This window comes from Pseudomonas sp. ATCC 13867 (genome assembly GCF_000349845.1).
Classification (GTDB): Bacteria; Pseudomonadota; Gammaproteobacteria; order Pseudomonadales; family Pseudomonadaceae; genus Pseudomonas.
The window spans coordinates 1,171,756-1,187,241 of sequence record NC_020829.1; the positions used below are offsets into that span (position 1 = coordinate 1,171,756).

The 15,486-nt window shown below is 65.1% G+C and carries 14 protein-coding genes; 5 read left to right on the top strand and 9 right to left on the bottom strand.

The genetic code is table 11. The features are described 5' to 3' along the window. Positions 1-21: 21 nt before the first annotated feature. The 4 genes from rng to tldD all read left to right on the top strand — a co-directional run bounded on the left by rng (position 22) and on the right by tldD (position 7,796). Positions 22-1,479, top strand: coding sequence for a ribonuclease G (gene rng / locus H681_RS05365; RefSeq protein WP_015475818.1), 1,458 nt, complete (start codon positions 22-24; stop codon positions 1,477-1,479). Between the two features lie 158 nt (positions 1,480-1,637). Continuing rightward, the gene (locus tag H681_RS05370; protein ID WP_015475819.1) at positions 1,638-5,447 is read left to right on the top strand and encodes a YhdP family protein; all 3,810 of its coding nucleotides are present in this window, start codon (positions 1,638-1,640) and stop codon (positions 5,445-5,447) included. Between the two features lie 55 nt (positions 5,448-5,502). After that, positions 5,503-6,351 (top strand): carbon-nitrogen hydrolase family protein, encoded by an 849-nt coding sequence (locus H681_RS05375; protein WP_015475820.1) that lies wholly within the window; start codon positions 5,503-5,505, stop codon positions 6,349-6,351. A 2-nt stretch (positions 6,352-6,353) separates the two neighbouring features. Then, on the top strand, positions 6,354-7,796 hold the full coding sequence (tldD, locus tag H681_RS05380; protein WP_015475821.1) for a metalloprotease TldD: 1,443 nt from the start codon (positions 6,354-6,356) through the stop codon (positions 7,794-7,796). A gap of 40 nt (positions 7,797-7,836) precedes the next feature. Here tldD and yjgA read toward each other — a convergent pair whose 3' ends face one another. Then, positions 7,837-8,361, bottom strand: coding sequence for a ribosome biogenesis factor YjgA (gene yjgA / locus H681_RS05385; protein WP_015475822.1), 525 nt, complete (start codon positions 8,359-8,361; stop codon positions 7,837-7,839). A 118-nt stretch (positions 8,362-8,479) separates the two neighbouring features. On the opposite strand from yjgA, the gene pmbA reads away from it, so the two are divergent. Beyond that, the gene (gene pmbA, locus H681_RS05390) at positions 8,480-9,829 is read left to right on the top strand and encodes a metalloprotease PmbA (protein WP_015475823.1); all 1,350 of its coding nucleotides are present in this window, start codon (positions 8,480-8,482) and stop codon (positions 9,827-9,829) included. Positions 9,830-9,895: 66 nt separating this feature from the next. On the opposite strand, the gene H681_RS05395 is transcribed toward pmbA, so the two are convergent. The 8 genes from H681_RS05395 to lptC all read right to left on the bottom strand — a co-directional run bounded on the left by H681_RS05395 (position 9,896) and on the right by lptC (position 15,486). Continuing rightward, positions 9,896-10,168 carry an HPr family phosphocarrier protein gene (locus H681_RS05395; protein WP_015475824.1) on the bottom strand — a complete coding sequence of 91 codons (273 nt, stop codon included), beginning with the start codon at positions 10,166-10,168 and terminating at the stop codon, positions 9,896-9,898. A 32-nt stretch (positions 10,169-10,200) separates the two neighbouring features. Further along, entirely contained in the window at positions 10,201-11,058 is an 858-nt protein-coding gene (rapZ, locus tag H681_RS05400; RefSeq protein WP_015475825.1) for an RNase adapter RapZ, read from the bottom strand. A gap of 2 nt (positions 11,059-11,060) precedes the next feature. Beyond that, positions 11,061-11,525 (bottom strand): PTS IIA-like nitrogen regulatory protein PtsN, encoded by a 465-nt coding sequence (ptsN, locus tag H681_RS05405; protein WP_015475826.1) that lies wholly within the window; start codon positions 11,523-11,525, stop codon positions 11,061-11,063. Between the two features lie 9 nt (positions 11,526-11,534). Then, on the bottom strand, positions 11,535-11,843 hold the full coding sequence (gene hpf / locus H681_RS05410) for a ribosome hibernation-promoting factor, HPF/YfiA family (RefSeq protein ID WP_015475827.1): 309 nt from the start codon (positions 11,841-11,843) through the stop codon (positions 11,535-11,537). A 78-nt stretch (positions 11,844-11,921) separates the two neighbouring features. Further along, positions 11,922-13,424: an RNA polymerase factor sigma-54 gene (locus tag H681_RS05415; protein WP_015475828.1), complete on the bottom strand. Its 1,503-nt coding sequence runs from the start codon at positions 13,422-13,424 to the stop codon at positions 11,922-11,924. A 241-nt stretch (positions 13,425-13,665) separates the two neighbouring features. Continuing rightward, positions 13,666-14,391 (bottom strand): LPS export ABC transporter ATP-binding protein, encoded by a 726-nt coding sequence (lptB, locus tag H681_RS05420; protein WP_015475829.1) that lies wholly within the window; start codon positions 14,389-14,391, stop codon positions 13,666-13,668. After that, the gene (gene lptA, locus H681_RS05425; RefSeq protein WP_015475830.1) at positions 14,391-14,927 is read right to left on the bottom strand and encodes a lipopolysaccharide transport periplasmic protein LptA; all 537 of its coding nucleotides are present in this window, start codon (positions 14,925-14,927) and stop codon (positions 14,391-14,393) included. Before lptA ends, lptB begins: the two co-directional genes overlap by 1 nt. Beyond that, a complete protein-coding gene (lptC, locus tag H681_RS05430; RefSeq protein WP_015475831.1) occupies positions 14,914-15,486 on the bottom strand; it encodes an LPS export ABC transporter periplasmic protein LptC in 573 nt (190 codons plus the stop codon). The genes lptA and lptC overlap by 14 nt, the downstream gene beginning before the upstream one ends.

A 15,486-nucleotide genomic window follows, 5' to 3' on the forward strand; every position in this document is an offset into this window, starting at 1 on the left:
GGGCGCGATAAGGAAGGGCGCATGAGCGAAGAGATCCTGATCAATATCACGCCGATGGAATCGCGCGTGGCGGTGGTGGAGAACGGCGTCCTGCAGGAGGTTCACGTCGAGCGCACGTTGCGCCGCGGGATCGTCGGCAACATTTACAAGGGCAAGGTCGTGCGCGTGCTGCCGGGCATGCAGGCGGCCTTCGTCGACATTGGCCTGGAACGTGCGGCGTTCATTCACGCGGCGGAGATTTCCACCCGCGAAGGCAGCGCCGTGGAGAGCATCAGCGCGCTGGTGCACGAGGGCCAGAGCCTGGTGGTGCAAGTCACCAAGGACCCCATTGGCACCAAGGGCGCGCGCCTGACCACTCATCTGTCGATCCCGTCGCGCTACCTGGTCTACATGCCGCGCACCAGCCACGTTGGCATTTCCCTGAAGATCGAAGACGAAGTCGAGCGCGAGCGCCTCAAGCAGGTGGTGGCCAACTGCGTGAAGACCGAAGGCATCGTCGAGCAGGGTGGGTTCATCCTGCGCACCGCCGCTGAAGGTGCCGGGGAGGACGAAATCCTTGCCGATATCCGTTATCTGCGCCGCCTGTGGGACCAGATCGCCGCACAGATCCAGACCGTTGGCGCGCCGACCCTGATCTACGAGGACCTGTCCCTGGCCCTGCGCACCCTGCGTGACCTGGTCAATCCGCGCATCGAGAAGATCCGCGTCGATTCCCGGGAGAACTTCCAGAAGATCACGCAGTTCGTCGAAGAACTGATGCCGGAAATCGCCGACCGCCTGGAGCACTACCCCGGCGAGCGGCCGATCTTCGACCTCTATGGGGTCGAGGACGAGGTGCAGAAGGCGCTGGAGCGCAAGGTGCTGCTCAAGTCCGGCGGCTACCTGATCATCGACCCGACCGAGGCGATGACCACCATCGACGTGAACACCGGCGCCTTCGTCGGCCACCGCAACCTCGAAGAGACCATCTTCAAGACCAACCTCGAGGCCGCCACCGCCATCGCCCGCCAACTGCGCCTGCGCAACCTGGGCGGGATCATCATCATCGACTTCATCGACATGGAAGACGAGGAGCACCGCCGCCAGGTCCTGCGGACCCTGGAGAAGCAGCTCGAACGTGACCATGCCAAGACCAACATCATCGGCATCACCGAGCTGGGCCTGGTGCAGATGACCCGCAAGCGTACCCGCGAAAGCCTGGTGCAGGTGCTCTGCGAGCCCTGCCCGAGCTGCCAGGGACGCGGCATGCTGAAGACCGCCGAAACCATCTGCTACGAGATCTTCCGCGAGATCCTTCGCGAGGCGCGCGCCTACCAGGCCAATTCCTACCTGGTGCTGGCCAACCAGAAGGTGGTGGATCGCCTGCTCGACGAGGAGTCGGGCAACGTCGCCGATCTGGAAGTCTTCATCGGCCGCACCATCAAGTTCCAGGTCGAGGCCATGTATTCCCAGGAACAGTACGACGTTGTCCTGCTTTGAGAGGCAGGCCCCAATGTCTTGGTTTTACGCAGGAGGCCGCTCTGGAACGGGCGGTTGTGGAGCTTTCGATGACGCACACTGTCAGACGGGGTTCGCTACTGCATGGCTGGGAGCCAGCACCATGACCGATTACCTTCTGCCAAGAGCGCCGGCCTGACATGGGGCGCCTGTTCGCGACGTCACTGCGGGTGATCCTGGGGCTGCTGGCCCTGGGACTGGTTCTGCTCGCGCTGTACGTCAGCCTTGGCCGGCAACTGGTACCGTTGGTGGCCGAGTACCGCGACGATCTGGCGCAGCAGGCCAGTGCCCAGCTCGGTCTGCCGGTGACCATTGGCGGGCTCGAAGGCCACTGGCAGGATTTCGGCCCGATCATCGTGGTGCGCGATATCCAGCTGGGCGATGGCAACGACGCGCTGCGCCTGGAGCGCGTGCGCCTGACGCCCGACATCCTCGGCAGCCTGATGGCCCGCCAGCCACGTATCGACAGCCTGGCACTGGAGGGCCTGCAACTCACCCTGCGGGAAGACGGGCAGGGGCAGTGGCAGGTCGATGGCCTGCCCAGCCGTGGCGGCGACACCGATCCGCGCAAGCTGATCGACCTTCTGCTGGCGCCGCGCCGCCTGTCCCTGATGGACAGCCAACTGACCGTGCTGCCGCAAGGCGCGGAGCCGCTGTCGCTGAGCTACGTCGGCATGACGCTGCACAGCGGCAGCCGCCAGCACCTCGATGCGCGCCTGACGCTGCCGGGCGGCGAGCCCGTCGCGGCCCGGCTGGAAACCCGCCTGAATCGCGACGACTGGCGGCAGAGCTCGGCGCAGGCCTACCTGAGCCTGCCGCAGACGGACTGGTCGAAGTGGCTGCCCGAGCGTCTGACCGGTGCCTGGAAACTCTCCGAACTCAAGGCGGGCGGCGAGTTCTGGGCGACGATCGAGAAGGGCGTAGCGGTGTCGGGTGTTGCGCGTCTCAATGCGCCCGCGATCAAGGTCGGGCTGGGCGAGCAGAAGCCAGTCAGCCTGGGCGACTTCGGCGTGAGCCTGTATTACCAGCGCAACGGCGAGGACTTCGACCTGCGTGTCGCCGACCTGGCGGCCAACCTGGGGGATACCCGCTGGGGCGAGGTAGAGTTGTCCCTGGCGCGGCGGATGAAGGGCGAGGAACACTGGCAACTGCAGGCCGATCGCCTCGACCTGACGCCGCTGGGCCCCATGATCACCGCCCTGGCGCCGCTGCCGGAGAAGGTCGTCGAGTGGCTCGACGGCCTGAAGCCGAGGGGCGTGCTGCATAACGTCAACTTCGACTACTGGCCCGGGCGCGAAGGCGCGGAGCGCGTGGCCTATGCCGCCAACCTGGAGAAGGTGGGCGTCAGCGCGTTCCATGAGGTTCCCGCAGTGGCCAACGTCGACGGCACCTTCAGCGGCAACCTCGGTGGCGGCCAGCTGGATGCCTCGGCGCAGGACTTCATGCTGCACCTGGCGACCCTGTTCCCCGAGCCTTGGCATTACCGCAGCGCCCATGCGCGCCTGTTCTTCCAGCTGAACGACGAGGCCTTCACCCTCGGCAGCCGCCTGATGAAGGTCGAGGGCGAGGAGGGCAACCTCGCCGGCGACATGCTGGTCCGCCTGATGCGCGACCCGGCCCGGGAAGACTACATGGACCTGCGGGTCGGCATGAGCAATGGCGACGCGCGCTTCACCAGCAAGTACCTGCCCACCGTCATTCCACAGATGAGCAAGGACCTTGCCGCCTGGCTCAAGGGCTCGATCAAGGGCGGGCGCATCGAGCAGGGTTACTTCCTCTGGCAGGGCTCGCTGCAGAAGGGTTCGGCGCCCGAGGCGCACGCCATGAGCCTGTACTTCAAGGTCCACGACGGCGTGCTCGACTACCAGCCGGGCTGGCCGGGGTTGAGCAAGGCCGAAGGCGAGGTGCGGGTGGAGGACAGCGGCGTGAGCGTCACCGCGCGCTCCGGCCAGATCCTGCAGAGCCAGGTGCGCAATGTATCGGTGGAGATCCCCCATGTGCCGAGCGGCGAGGTTTCCCACCTGCACGTCGACGGCGACATCGACAGCAGCCTCGACGATGGCCTGAAGATCCTCCAGGACTCGCCCATCGGCGCCCAGCACACCTTCGAGGGCTGGACCGGCGAAGGCAGCCTTGCGGGGCATCTCAAGCTGGACATCCCGCTGGCCAAGGAACAGGCCCGGCAGGCGCGGGTGATCGTCGATTTCGCCACCGAGTCCGCGCGGTTGAAGATCGCCAAGCCTGAGCTTGGTCTCGAACAGCTCAAGGGCAAGTTTCGTTACGACACCGACAGTGGCCTGAGCGCGCAGAATGTCTCGGCCCAGGCGCTGGGGACCCGGATCACCGGCAGCATCCGTGCCGAAGGGCGCAGTGGCACGCCGCGCACGCGGGTGCTGGTGGGCGGGCAGATGCCGATGAAGACCCTGCTGGACTGGGGCAAGGTGCAGCAGCAGTTGCCGGTGGACGGTCGCATTCCGTTCCAGATGAACCTGTTGCTGGACGGCAAGGACAGCCAGTTGCAGGTTGCCTCCAACCTGCAGGGCGTCACCATCGATTTGCCCGCGCCCTTCGGCAAGACCGCCGCCGAGACTCGGGACAGCGAGTGGCGCATGACCCTCGATGGCGCCGAACGGCGTTACTGGGCAACCTATGGCGACCGCGCCAGCCTGGCCTATGCCGCCCCGGCGGACAAGCCTCTCGCCGGACGGGGGGTATTGCGCCTGGGCGACGATCCGGCGGTACTGCCGAACTGGAATGGCCTGCAGGTGCGCGGTCGCGTCGACACCGTGGACGGCGATGCCTGGCAGGCCGTGCTGAAGAAATACGCCGGTACCGGTGTCCAGGGCGCTGCCGGCCTGTTGCGCGGCGCCGATCTGCAGATCGATCATTTCAAGGGCTTCGGCCAGTCCCTGGACAATCTCAGCGTCGATCTCGCCCGCGTCGACAGCAGTTGGCAGCTGGGGCTGGTCAGCTCGCTGGTATCCGGCAAGATCACGGTGCCCGACGGCGGCAGCCGGCCGATCCTGGTCCAGCTCGAACGCATCGACCTGCCGAAGGGTGAGGCCATCGATTCACCCGGCGCCGTGGAGGCGCCCGATCCGATGGCCAACATCGATCCGCGTTCGCTGCCGGCGATGGACGTGTCGATTCGTCAGGTCATCAAGGCCGGCAAACCGGTTGGTGCCTGGAGCTTCAATCTGCGGCCGACGCCGACCGGCGCGAGCTTCAACAATGTGGCGCTCGACCTGCGTGGATTGGCGGTCAAGGGGACGTTGCGCTGGGATGGTGCGGCCGGCGCGTCGCGCAGCAACTTCGAGGGGCGACTGGACGGCAAGAACCTCGCCGATGTACTCACCGCCTGGGACTTCGCGCCCAGTGTCACCAGCGAACGTTTTCATGTCGACATCAACGGGAGCTGGCCGGGATCGCCGGCTGCGCTGAATCTGCGGCGTTTCGGCGGCACGGTGGATGCCAACATGCGCAAGGGGCAGTTCGTCGAGGTGGAAGGCGGAGCCAACGCCTTGCGCGTGTTCGGTCTGCTCAACTTCAACGCCATCAACCGCCGCCTGCGCCTGGACTTCTCCGACCTGCTGGGCAAGGGGCTGAGCTACGACCGGGTGAAGGGCGTGCTCACGGCCAGCGATGGCGTCTACTTCACGCGCGAGCCGCTGCACCTGAGCGGGCCGTCGAGCAACCTGGAGTTGAACGGGACGCTGGACCTGGCCCACGACCAGATCGATGCCAAGCTGCTGGTGACCCTGCCGGTGACCAACAACCTGCCGCTGGCGGCGCTGATCGTCGGCGCGCCGGCCATCGGTGGCGCCTTGTTCGTGGTGGACAAGCTGCTGGGCGACAAGGTGGCGCGCTTCGCCAGCGTGCAGTACAGCGTGAAAGGCCCCTGGCAGAGCCCGGCCATCACCTTCGAGAAGCCCTTCGAAAAACCCCATTGAGCAGAGTCGTCGGGCATCGGTTAGCATGAAACCCATGAGACAGCCGGAGCCCAGCATGTCCATTGCCGTCATTCAGATGGTCAGCCAGGACGATGTCCTGGCCAATCTCAGCGCCGCTCGTCGCCTGCTGGAGCAGGCGGCGGAGAGTGGCGCGCGCCTTGCCGTCCTGCCGGAAAACTTCGCCGCGATGGGGCGCCGCGATCTTGCCGATCTCGGCCGCGCAGAGGCGCAAGGGCAGGGACCGATCCTGCCCTGGTTGAAAAGCACTGCCCGCGACCTCAGGTTGTGGATAGTAGCCGGTACCCTGCCGTTGCCGCCGGCTGGCCAGCCGGACGCCAAGGCCAATGCCTGCTCGCTGCTGGTCGATGACCAGGGCGAGGTGGCGGCGCGCTACGACAAGTTGCACCTGTTCGACGTGGACGTCGCCGACGCCCGTGGCCGCTATCGCGAGTCGGACGACTACGCCTTCGGCCGGCGCGTGGTGGTGGCCGATACCCCGGTCGGGCGCCTGGGGCTGACGGTCTGCTACGACCTGCGCTTCCCCGAGCTCTACACCGCGCTGCGCGAGGCCGGCGCGGAGCTGATCACGGCCCCGGCGGCCTTCACCGCGGTGACCGGTGCGGCACACTGGGAAGTCCTCATCCGGGCCCGCGCCATCGAGACCCAGTGCTACCTGCTGGCGGCCGGGCAGGGCGGTACCCATCCCAAAGGCCGGGAGACCTGGGGGCAGTCGGCCATTGTCGATCCCTGGGGGCGTATCCTGGCCGAACAGGCCAAGGGCGAGGCCGTACTGCTGGCCGAGCGCGACAGCGAGGAACAGGCGGCGGTCCGGCAGCGCATGCCGATTGCCCGGCACAGACGATTTTTCCCGCCGGTCGAACCGCGACCGGCGCGTACGGAGTAGATATGAGCGAACTGTTGTCATCCGTCAGCCAGCACCTGCTGGCCCCCGGTGGTCTGGATATCGAGCGGTTGTCGCCGGTGCTGCACGAACTCAGCGGCCCGGGCATCGATGCTGCCGACCTGTACTTCCAGAGCCAGGTCTCCGAGTCCTGGATGCTCGAGGACGGCATCGTCAAGGAAGGCAGCTTCCACATGGACCAGGGCGTCGGCGTGCGTGCTCAGTCCGGCGAGAAGACCGGCTTCGCCTACAGCAACGCGATCACCCACGAAGCGCTGGTCCAGGCCGCCCACGCGGCGCGCTCGATTTCCCGGGCCGGTCAGAGTGGCAAGGTGCAGGCCTTCAGCGCCGTGGCGCCGCAGCGTCTGTACGCCGGCGAGAATCCGCTGGATGTGCTCAGTCGCGCGGAAAAGGTGGAACTGCTGCAGAAGATCGACGCCGCCACCCGCGCCCTCGACCCGCGCATCCAGCAGGTCACCGTGAGTCTCGCCGGCGTCTGGGACCAGGTACTGGTTGCTGCGACGGATGGTTCGCTGGCGGCGGACATCCGTCCGCTGGTGCGTTTCAACGTCAGCGTCATCGTCGAACAGAACGGCCGTCGCGAGCGTGGCGGCCACGGCGGCGGCGGACGTACCGACTACAAGTATTTCCTCCAGGAAGACCGTGCCATGAGCTACGCCCGCGAGGCGTTGCGCCAGGCACTGGTCAACCTCGAAGCCGTTCCCGCGCCGGCCGGCAGCCTGCCGGTGGTGATGGGCGCCGGCTGGTCCGGGGTGCTGCTGCACGAAGCAGTGGGTCACGGCCTGGAAGGTGATTTCAACCGCAAGGGCAGCTCGGCCTACAGCGGCCGGATGGGCGAGAAGGTCGCTTCCGGCCTGTGCACCATCGTCGACGACGGCACCCTGGCCGGCCGCCGCGGTTCGCTGTCGGTGGACGACGAAGGCACGCCGACCAACTGCAACGTGCTGATCGAGAACGGCATCCTCAAGGGCTACATGCAGGACAAGCTCAACGCCCGCCTGATGGGCGTGGCACGCACCGGCAACGGTCGCCGCGAGTCCTATGCGCACCTGCCGATGCCGCGCATGACCAACACCTACATGCTGGCCGGGCAGAGCGAACCGGAAGAGATCATCGCCAGCGTCGAGCGCGGTATCTACTGCGCCAACCTCGGCGGCGGCCAGGTGGACATCACCAGCGGCAAATTCGTCTTCGCCACCAGCGAGGCCTACCTGATCGAGAACGGCAAGATCACCCGCCCGGTGAAGGGCGCGACCCTGATCGGCAACGGTCCGGAAGTGATGAGCCGGGTGTCCATGGTCGGCAACGACCTGGCGCTGGACAGCGGCGTGGGCACCTGCGGCAAGGACGGCCAGTCCGTGCCGGTCGGTGTCGGTCAGCCGACCCTGAAGATCGACGCGATCACTGTCGGCGGCACGGGCGCCTGAGGTCGTTGCCGGTGAGGCAGGAAGGGAAGGGCGCGGCTGCTCAACGCAGGCCGCGTTTGACCTCGTCCAGCTCGCGGATGTACTTGAAGATCTTCCGCGCCGCCGCCGGAGGCTTGTTGTGAGCAGCCTCGTGCTGGGCGTGGCGGATCAGTTGGAGCAGATGCTGGCGGTCGCTTTCGGGGTATTCGCCGAAGAAAGCGGACAGTGCCGCGTCACCGCCGCTGATCAGGTGGTCGCGCCAGCGCTCCAGGGCGTGAAAGCGTTCGTTGTACTGGCGGGTCGAGGTGTCTACCTGATCCAGCAGCGCGACGATGGCGTCGATGTCCTGGTCGCGCATCAGCTTGCCGATGAACTGCCGGTGGCGCTTCTTGGCGGCGTTGGCCTTGTGCTTGGGTGCTTCGTCCAGTGCGCGGCGCAGCGGATCGGTGAGCGGCATGCGCTCCAGCAGGTCCGGCTTGAGCGTCGTCAGGCGCTCGCCGAGGTCCTGCAGGGCGTGCAGTTCGCGTTTGACTTGCGACTTGCTCTTCTCTTCGAAGAGCGAGTCGTCATCGTGAATTTCAGCCATGGCGGGAGTCTCGTAGAAAACGCCGCCATGATAACGAGTCGAGGGCCGCTTGTCCGGCCCGGCCGGTCGCCGTCGCCCGAGCGCGATGTCGCCGGTACATGAACAGGAGAGGCACGTAATGAGCGAACACAACCCGGCGGTCAGCCCGGACGTCCTTCCCGAGCTGCGCGAGCAGGTCGAGCGGATCATTGCCGAGGCTTCCCGGCAGGGCGCCAGCGCCTGCGAGGTGGCGGTTTCGGTGGAGCAGGGATTGTCCACGTCGGTGCGCCAGGGCGAGGTGGAAACCGTTGAGTTCAACCGTGACCAGGGTTTTGGCATCACCCTGTATGTCGGCCAGCGCAAGGGTTCGGCGAGCACTTCGGCCACCGGCGCCGATGCCATCCGTGAAACCGTGGCGGCGGCGTTGGCCATCGCCAAGCACGCCTCCGAGGACGATTGCGCCGGTCTTGCCGATCCGGCGTTGATGGCCCGGGATCTGCCGGACCTGGACCTCTACCACGCCTGGTCGATCACACCGGACCAGGCGGTGGAACGCGCTCTGGCCTGCGAAGCGGCGGCCTTCGCCGCGGATGCGCGAGTGACCAAGGCTGACGGCACCACGGTGAATACCCATCAGGGGTGCCGCGTCTACGGCAACAGCCACGGTTTCGTTGGCGGCTACGCGAGCACCCGGCACAGCCTGAGCTGCGTGATGATCGCCGAAGGCGAAGGGCAGATGCAGCGCGACTACTGGTACGACGTGAACCGTCGCGGTGAACTGCTGGCCACTCCCGAATCCATCGGTCGCCGTGCCGCCGAGCGCGCCGCCAGCCGCCTGGGTGCGCGACCGGTAGCGACCGCGGAGGTGCCGGTACTGTTCGCGCCGGAGATGGCGGTGGGGCTGTTCGGTCACTTCCTGTCGGCGATTTCCGGCGGCAGCCTGTACCGCAAGTCGTCGTTCCTCGAAGGGACGCTGGGGCAGCGCCTGTTCCCCGAGTGGCTGACCCTCGACGAACGTCCCTTGCTGGCCGGTGCGCTGGGCAGCGCCTCGTTCGACAGCGATGGCCTGGCTACCTATGCCAAACCTTTCGTCGAAGGCGGCGATCTGGTGTCGTACATCCTCGGCACCTATTCCGGCCGCAAGCTGGGCATGCCGAGCACCGCGAATGCGGGCGGTGTGCATAACCTGTTCGTCAGCCACGGTGACGAGGACCAGGCCGCATTGATCCGTCGTATGGGCCGGGGGCTGCTGGTGACCGAGCTGATGGGGCAGGGGGTGAACCTGGTGACTGGCGACTATTCCCGTGGCGCCGGCGGCTACTGGGTGGAGAACGGTGAAATCCAGTTCCCGGTGCAGGAAGTCACCATCGCCGCCAACCTGCGCGATCTGTTCCGCAACATCGTGGCCATTGGCAATGACATGGAGTTCCGCGGCAATCTGCACACCGGCTCCGTGCTGGTGGAGCGTATGACCGTCGCCGGCAACTGATTCGCCAGCCATGAAAAAGCCCGCCATCTGGCGGGCTTTTCATTCGGGCAAGGCCACTTCGGACGCTCATTCGCCTTCGTCGAAGTAGTTGTTGATCAGCTCGGTCAGTGCGTTCAGCGCCTCGTTTTCCTGGTCGCCTTCGGCGGCGATATGCAGGTTGGTGCCTTTGCCGGCAGCCAGCATCATCACGGCCATGATGCTCTTGCCGTCGACGGTGCTTTCCGGGTTGCGTCCTACGCGAATCTGGCAGGGGTAGCGTCCCGCCACGCCGACGAATTTGGCTGCCGCACGGGCGTGCAGACCAAGCTTGTTGATGATGGTGATTTCGAGGGCGGGCATCGCGAGGGGCTGTCCTTTGTTGTGTGTTGCTACTAGCTCAGGTCGCGGTGGCGAATCTGCACGTTGGTGAGGCTTTCCTTGAGGGCCTTGCCGATGCGTTCGGCCAGGTAGGTCGAGCGATGCTGGCCACCGGTACAGCCGATGGCGATGGTGACATAGGCCCGGTTGCTCGCGGCGAAGCGCGGCAGCCACTTGTTCAGGTAGCCGAGGATATCCTGGTACATCTCCTCGACGTCGGGTTGCGCGGCCAGGTACTCCTGGACATCCGCGTCGAGCCCGGTGTGTTCGCGCAGCTCGGGCTTCCAGTACGGATTGGGCAGGCAGCGCACGTCGAACACCAGGTCGGCGTCCACCGGCATGCCGCGCTTGAAGCCGAAGGACTCGACCAGGAAGGCGGTACCCAGTTCGGGTTTGTTCAAGAGGCGCAGCTTGAGCACGTCGCGCAGCTGATAGAGGTTCAGGTTCGTGGTGTTGAGCTTGAGATCGGCCAGGTCGGCGATCGGCGCCAGCAGGTACGCCTCGTCGGCGATGGCTTCGGCCAGCGAGCGACTGTCGCTGGTCAGCGGGTGGCGCCGGCGCGTCTCGGAGAAGCGCTTGAGCAGCGTCTCGTCATCGGCATCGAGGTACAGCACGTCGCACTGGATGTGCTTGTCGCGGGCTTCCTGCAGCAACTCGGGGAAGCGCTGCAGCTGGCTGGGCAGGTTGCGCGCGTCGATGGAGACGGCGACCTGCGGGTGCAGCAGTTCGGTGTGCAGCAACGCACGTTGCGCCAGGTCCGGGAGGAGGCTGGCGGGCAGGTTGTCGATGCAGTAGAAACCGTTGTCCTCGAGCACGTTGAGTGCGGTGCTCTTGCCCGAGCCGGACCGTCCGCTGATGATGATCAGGCGCATGATCAGTGGCCGTTCTGGAAGTCCACGACGATCCGGTACAGCTCTTCGCCGTTGGCGGCGTGGCGCAGGCGGTCACGGACGTCGGAACGGTCGAGCATGGAAGCAATCTGCCGAAGCAGCTCCAGATGCTCTTCGGTGGCGGCTTCCGGCACCAGCAGGACGAACAGCAGATCGACCGGCGCGCCGTCGAGGGCGTCGAAGTCGACCGGGGCGTCCAGGTGCAGGATCGCGCTGATGGGAGACTGGCAGCCGGGGAGGCGGCAGTGCGGAATGGCGATGCCATTGCCGAATCCGGTGGACCCCAGGCGTTCCCGAGCCACCAGGTTTTCGAAGATGTCTTGCGCATCGAAACCTGGCAGCTCGCGAGCTACCAGGTTTGCGATTTGTTCAAGGACGCGTTTTTTACTGCCGCCCGGCACGTTCACCAGGGAACGGCCGGGGGTCAGGATTTGCTCGAGTCGAATCATAGGGAAGGGTTAACGGACGCCAACACCCTGCTGGCGTTCGAGGTATTTTTCCTTGTGCTTGATCAGTTGGCGGTCGAGCTTGTCGGTGAGCAGGTCGATGGCTGCGTACATGTCTTCATGTTCGGCACAGGCCACCACCTCACCCCCTGCGATATGCAGGGTGGCTTCGATTTTCTGCTTCAGTTTCTCGACCTCCATGATGACCTGAACATTGGTGATCTTGTCGAAGTGGCGCTCCAGTCGTCCGAGTTTTTCGACGACATAGTCGCGCAGGGCGTCGGTCACATCCAGTTGATGTCCACTGATGTTGACTTGCATACCGCTTTCTCCTTATTGCCCGTGTATAAGTGGCAGGTTAGGTGGCCTGCCGCCGGAACACTTTGGCGTGGATCAACGTCATACCAGTCGCTTGCGTTCGCTGGAGGGAGCAATCCCCAAGGACTCCCGGTACTTGGCGACGGTGCGACGTGCCACTTGAATGCCCTGTGCTTCCAGTAAACCAGCGATCTTGCTGTCACTCAATGGCTTTTTCGGACTTTCCGCCGCGACCAGTTTCTTGATGATGGCGCGGATCGCGGTGGACGAGCATTCGCCGCCCTCGGCGGTGCTGACGTGGCTGGAGAAGAAGTACTTCAGCTCGAAGATGCCACGCGGGGTATGCATGAATTTCTGCGTGGTGACGCGCGAGATGGTCGACTCGTGCATGCCCACGGCTTCGGCGATGTCGTGCAGGACCAGGGGCTTCATCGCCTCCTCGCCGTATTCGAGGAAACCGCGCTGGTGTTCGACGATCTGGGTCGCCACCTTCATCAGCGTCTCGTTGCGGCTCTGCAGGCTCTTGATGAACCAGCGGGCTTCCTGCAACTGGTTGCGTATGAAGGTGTTGTCGGCGCTGGAGTCCGCCCGGCGCACCAGGCCGGCGTACTGCGAGTTGACGCGCAGGCGCGGCACGGCTTCCTGGTTCAGTTCTACCAGCCAGCGGTCGTTGTGTTTCCGGACGATGACATCCGGCACCACGTATTCGGCTTCGCCGGACTCGATCTGCGAGCCGGGACGCGGGTGCAGCGACTGGATCAGCTCGATGGTCTCGCGCAGCTCGTCTTCCTTGAGCTTCATGCGCCGCATCAGTTGGCTGTAGTCGCGGCTGCCGAGCAGGTCGAGATGATCGGAGACCAGCTTCAGGGCCTCGGTCAGCAGGTAGGTCTTGGCCGGCAACTGGCGCAGTTGCAGCAACAGGCATTCGCGCAGGTTGCGTGCGCCGACGCCGGCGGGTTCGAGTTGCTGCACGCGGCGCAGGACGACTTCCACCTCGTCCATCTCCACGCCCAGTTCCGGGTCGAGGGAGGCGAGGATGTCGTCGAGGGACTCTTCGAGATAACCGTCGTCGTTGATGCCGTCGATGATACTCAGGGCGATCAGGCGGTCGGTGTCGGACATCGGCGCCAGGTTGACCTGCCAGAGCAGGTGGCTCTGCAGGCTTTCGCCAGCGGAGGTGCGGGCGGTGAAGTCCCACTCGTCATCGTCGCTGCTGGGCAGGCTGCTGGCGCTGGTCTGGTAGATGTCTTCCCAGGCGGTATCGACCGGCAGCTCGTTAGGGATGCGCTCGGCCCACTGGTCCTCGTCGAGGCTGTCGACGCTGGGGGTAGTGCTTTCCTGGAAGCTGTCCTGCGAGTTGCTGCTGGCGCCCTGGGCGGCGGAGTCGTCGCCGTCGGCCATTGGGTCGCTGTTGTCGTAGTCGTCGCCGTCTTCCTGACGTTCCAGCATCGGGTTGGACTCCAGGGCTTCCTGGATTTCCTGTTGCAGGTCCAGCGTGGAGAGCTGGAGCAGTCGGATGGCCTGTTGCAGCTGCGGAGTCATCGTCAGCTGCTGGCCCATCTTGAGGACGAGCGATGGTTTCATGGCTGGAACTAGGCACCTTGTTCGCTGGCGCAGCAAGCGCCATATCCACGACTACGGACGCCTGGGCGCCGCGAGGAAGCAAATTATATGCCTGAGTCTGGACGCTTTGCCTAGGGTCTGTCGACCTTTCGTTACAACCTGAGTATCGGGCAGGTGCGAGACGGCAGAATGCACGGCGCCGGACACAGGTCCGGGCCGTCGTGGAACGGGGCGAGGCGCCGCCGGAAGGGCGGCTTCCGGGTCAGAGACGGAACTCGTGGCCCAGATAGACTTCCTTCACCAGGTCGTTGGCGAGGATGGTCTCGGAGCTGCCCTCGGCGATCAGTTGGCCGTCGTTGACGATGTAGGCGGTTTCGCAGATATCCAGCGTCTCGCGGACGTTGTGATCGGTGATCAGCACACCGATGCCCTTGGCCTTGAGGTGATGGATGATCTGCTTGATGTCGCCCACGGAGATCGGGTCGACGCCGGCGAAGGGTTCGTCCAGCAGGATGAACTTCGGTGCGCTGGCCAGGGCGCGGGCGATTTCCACGCGGCGCCGCTCGCCGCCGGACAGGCTCATGCCGAGGTTGTCGCGGATGTGGTGGATGTGGAACTCCTCGAGCAGGCTTTCCAGTGCTTCCTGGCGACCGGTGCGATCCAGGTCGCTGCGTGTTTCGAGGATCGCGCTGATGTTGTTGGCCACCGACAGCTTGCGGAAGATCGAGGCTTCCTGCGGCAGGTAGCCGATGCCGGCACGGGCGCGGCCATGCATGGGCAGGTGGGTGACGTCCTGGTCGTCGATGCGTACCACGCCCTGGTCGGCGCGGACCAGGCCGACGATCATGTAGAAGCAGGTGGTCTTGCCCGCTCCGTTGGGGCCGAGCAGGCCGACGATCTGTCCGCTGTCGATACTCATGCTGACGTCGCGGACCACTTGCCGGCTTTTGTAGCTCTTGGCGAGGTGCTGGGCGGTGAGCGTGGCCATTACTGCGCTTGATCCTGCTTTTTCTTGGGCTGGATGACCATGTCGATACGCGGGCGCGGCGTGGTCACCTGGGTGCCGGTGGCGCGGCCTGCGTTGACGATCTGGCGCTGGGTGTCATAGACGATCTTTTCGCCTTCGAAGGTGTTGCCTTCCTGGATCACCTTGGCCTGGTCGATCAGCACGACACGGTTCTGGGTGACGAAGTACTGGATCGTCAGGCCGTAGGCCTTGGTGATTTCCTTGTCCGGCGCGGGCTTCTGTTCGAAGTAGGCGGGCTTGCCCACCGAGGTGACGACCTCGATATCGCCGTTCTTGTTCTGCTTGAGCGTGACGGTGTTGCCGGTCAGCTTCATGCTGCCCTGGGTCACCACCACGTCGCCGCGATAGACGGCAACGCCTTGCTTGTCATCCAGTTCGGCGCTGTCGGCCTGGACGCGGATAGGCTGTTCCCGGTCGGTGGGAAGGGCCCAGGCGGCGGAGCTGCCGATGGCGGCGGCGAGGCTGAGGAGAAGGGGGAGGGTGTTAACGAGCCTCATGCTGACCTCTTACGTTGGACAGCAGGATCATCCGGCTGTCTTTCAGATACGCTTTCATTCCATTGGCCGTGGTGACACCGTTGGGTTCGGTGATCTTCACCGGCTGGTCAGTCTGCGCATAGTCCTTGTCCGGGAACACCGTCATGCGGGTCGTGTTGAGCAGCAAAGTGCGCTGTTGCGCATCGGTGCGCGCCACGCGCACGTCGTCGATCAGTTCGACCTGCTTGCCCTCGGGGCCCACCTCGGCGCGAACGCTCTGGACATGCCACGGCTCGGGTTCCTGTTCGCGGTAGAAATACAGGTCGGGCGTGGTGACCAGGGTCACGTCGGTCGCTTTCAGGTGCTCCAGTTTGTCTGCGGTCATCTCGTAGGCGAGCGTACCGTCGACGCGGTACTGCACGCTGTGGGCGTTGACCGCGTAGAAATCGATGGCGTCATTGGTCTGCGACTTGAACTGGCGCTCGTTGAAGTCCAGGCGGACGTTCCAGTAGTAGCCGAGCGCAATCAGCAAGACGGCGATCAGGACGAGCAGCAGCTTCTGGCGGAGTGTCTTGGGCAT

Excerpts from the sequence above, each read along its gene's own strand:
- rng (WP_015475818.1), top strand. The coding sequence starts at position 22 with ATGAGCGAAGAGATCCTGATCAATATCACGCCGATGGAATCGCGCGTG.
- H681_RS05370 (WP_015475819.1), top strand. The coding sequence starts at position 1,638 with ATGGGGCGCCTGTTCGCGACGTCACTGCGGGTGATCCTGGGGCTGCTG.
- H681_RS05375 (WP_015475820.1), top strand. The coding sequence starts at position 5,503 with ATGTCCATTGCCGTCATTCAGATGGTCAGCCAGGACGATGTCCTGGCC.
- tldD (WP_015475821.1), top strand. The coding sequence starts at position 6,354 with ATGAGCGAACTGTTGTCATCCGTCAGCCAGCACCTGCTGGCCCCCGGT.
- yjgA (WP_015475822.1), bottom strand. The coding sequence starts at position 8,361 with ATGGCTGAAATTCACGATGACGACTCGCTCTTCGAAGAGAAGAGCAAG.
- pmbA (WP_015475823.1), top strand. The coding sequence starts at position 8,480 with ATGAGCGAACACAACCCGGCGGTCAGCCCGGACGTCCTTCCCGAGCTG.
- H681_RS05395 (WP_015475824.1), bottom strand. The coding sequence starts at position 10,168 with ATGCCCGCCCTCGAAATCACCATCATCAACAAGCTTGGTCTGCACGCC.
- rapZ (WP_015475825.1), bottom strand. The coding sequence starts at position 11,058 with ATGCGCCTGATCATCATCAGCGGACGGTCCGGCTCGGGCAAGAGCACC.
- ptsN (WP_015475826.1), bottom strand. The coding sequence starts at position 11,525 with ATGATTCGACTCGAGCAAATCCTGACCCCCGGCCGTTCCCTGGTGAAC.
- hpf (WP_015475827.1), bottom strand. The coding sequence starts at position 11,843 with ATGCAAGTCAACATCAGTGGACATCAACTGGATGTGACCGACGCCCTG.
- H681_RS05415 (WP_015475828.1), bottom strand. The coding sequence starts at position 13,424 with ATGAAACCATCGCTCGTCCTCAAGATGGGCCAGCAGCTGACGATGACT.
- lptB (WP_015475829.1), bottom strand. The coding sequence starts at position 14,391 with ATGGCCACGCTCACCGCCCAGCACCTCGCCAAGAGCTACAAAAGCCGG.
- lptA (WP_015475830.1), bottom strand. The coding sequence starts at position 14,927 with ATGAGGCTCGTTAACACCCTCCCCCTTCTCCTCAGCCTCGCCGCCGCC.
- lptC (WP_015475831.1), bottom strand. The coding sequence starts at position 15,486 with ATGCCCAAGACACTCCGCCAGAAGCTGCTGCTCGTCCTGATCGCCGTC.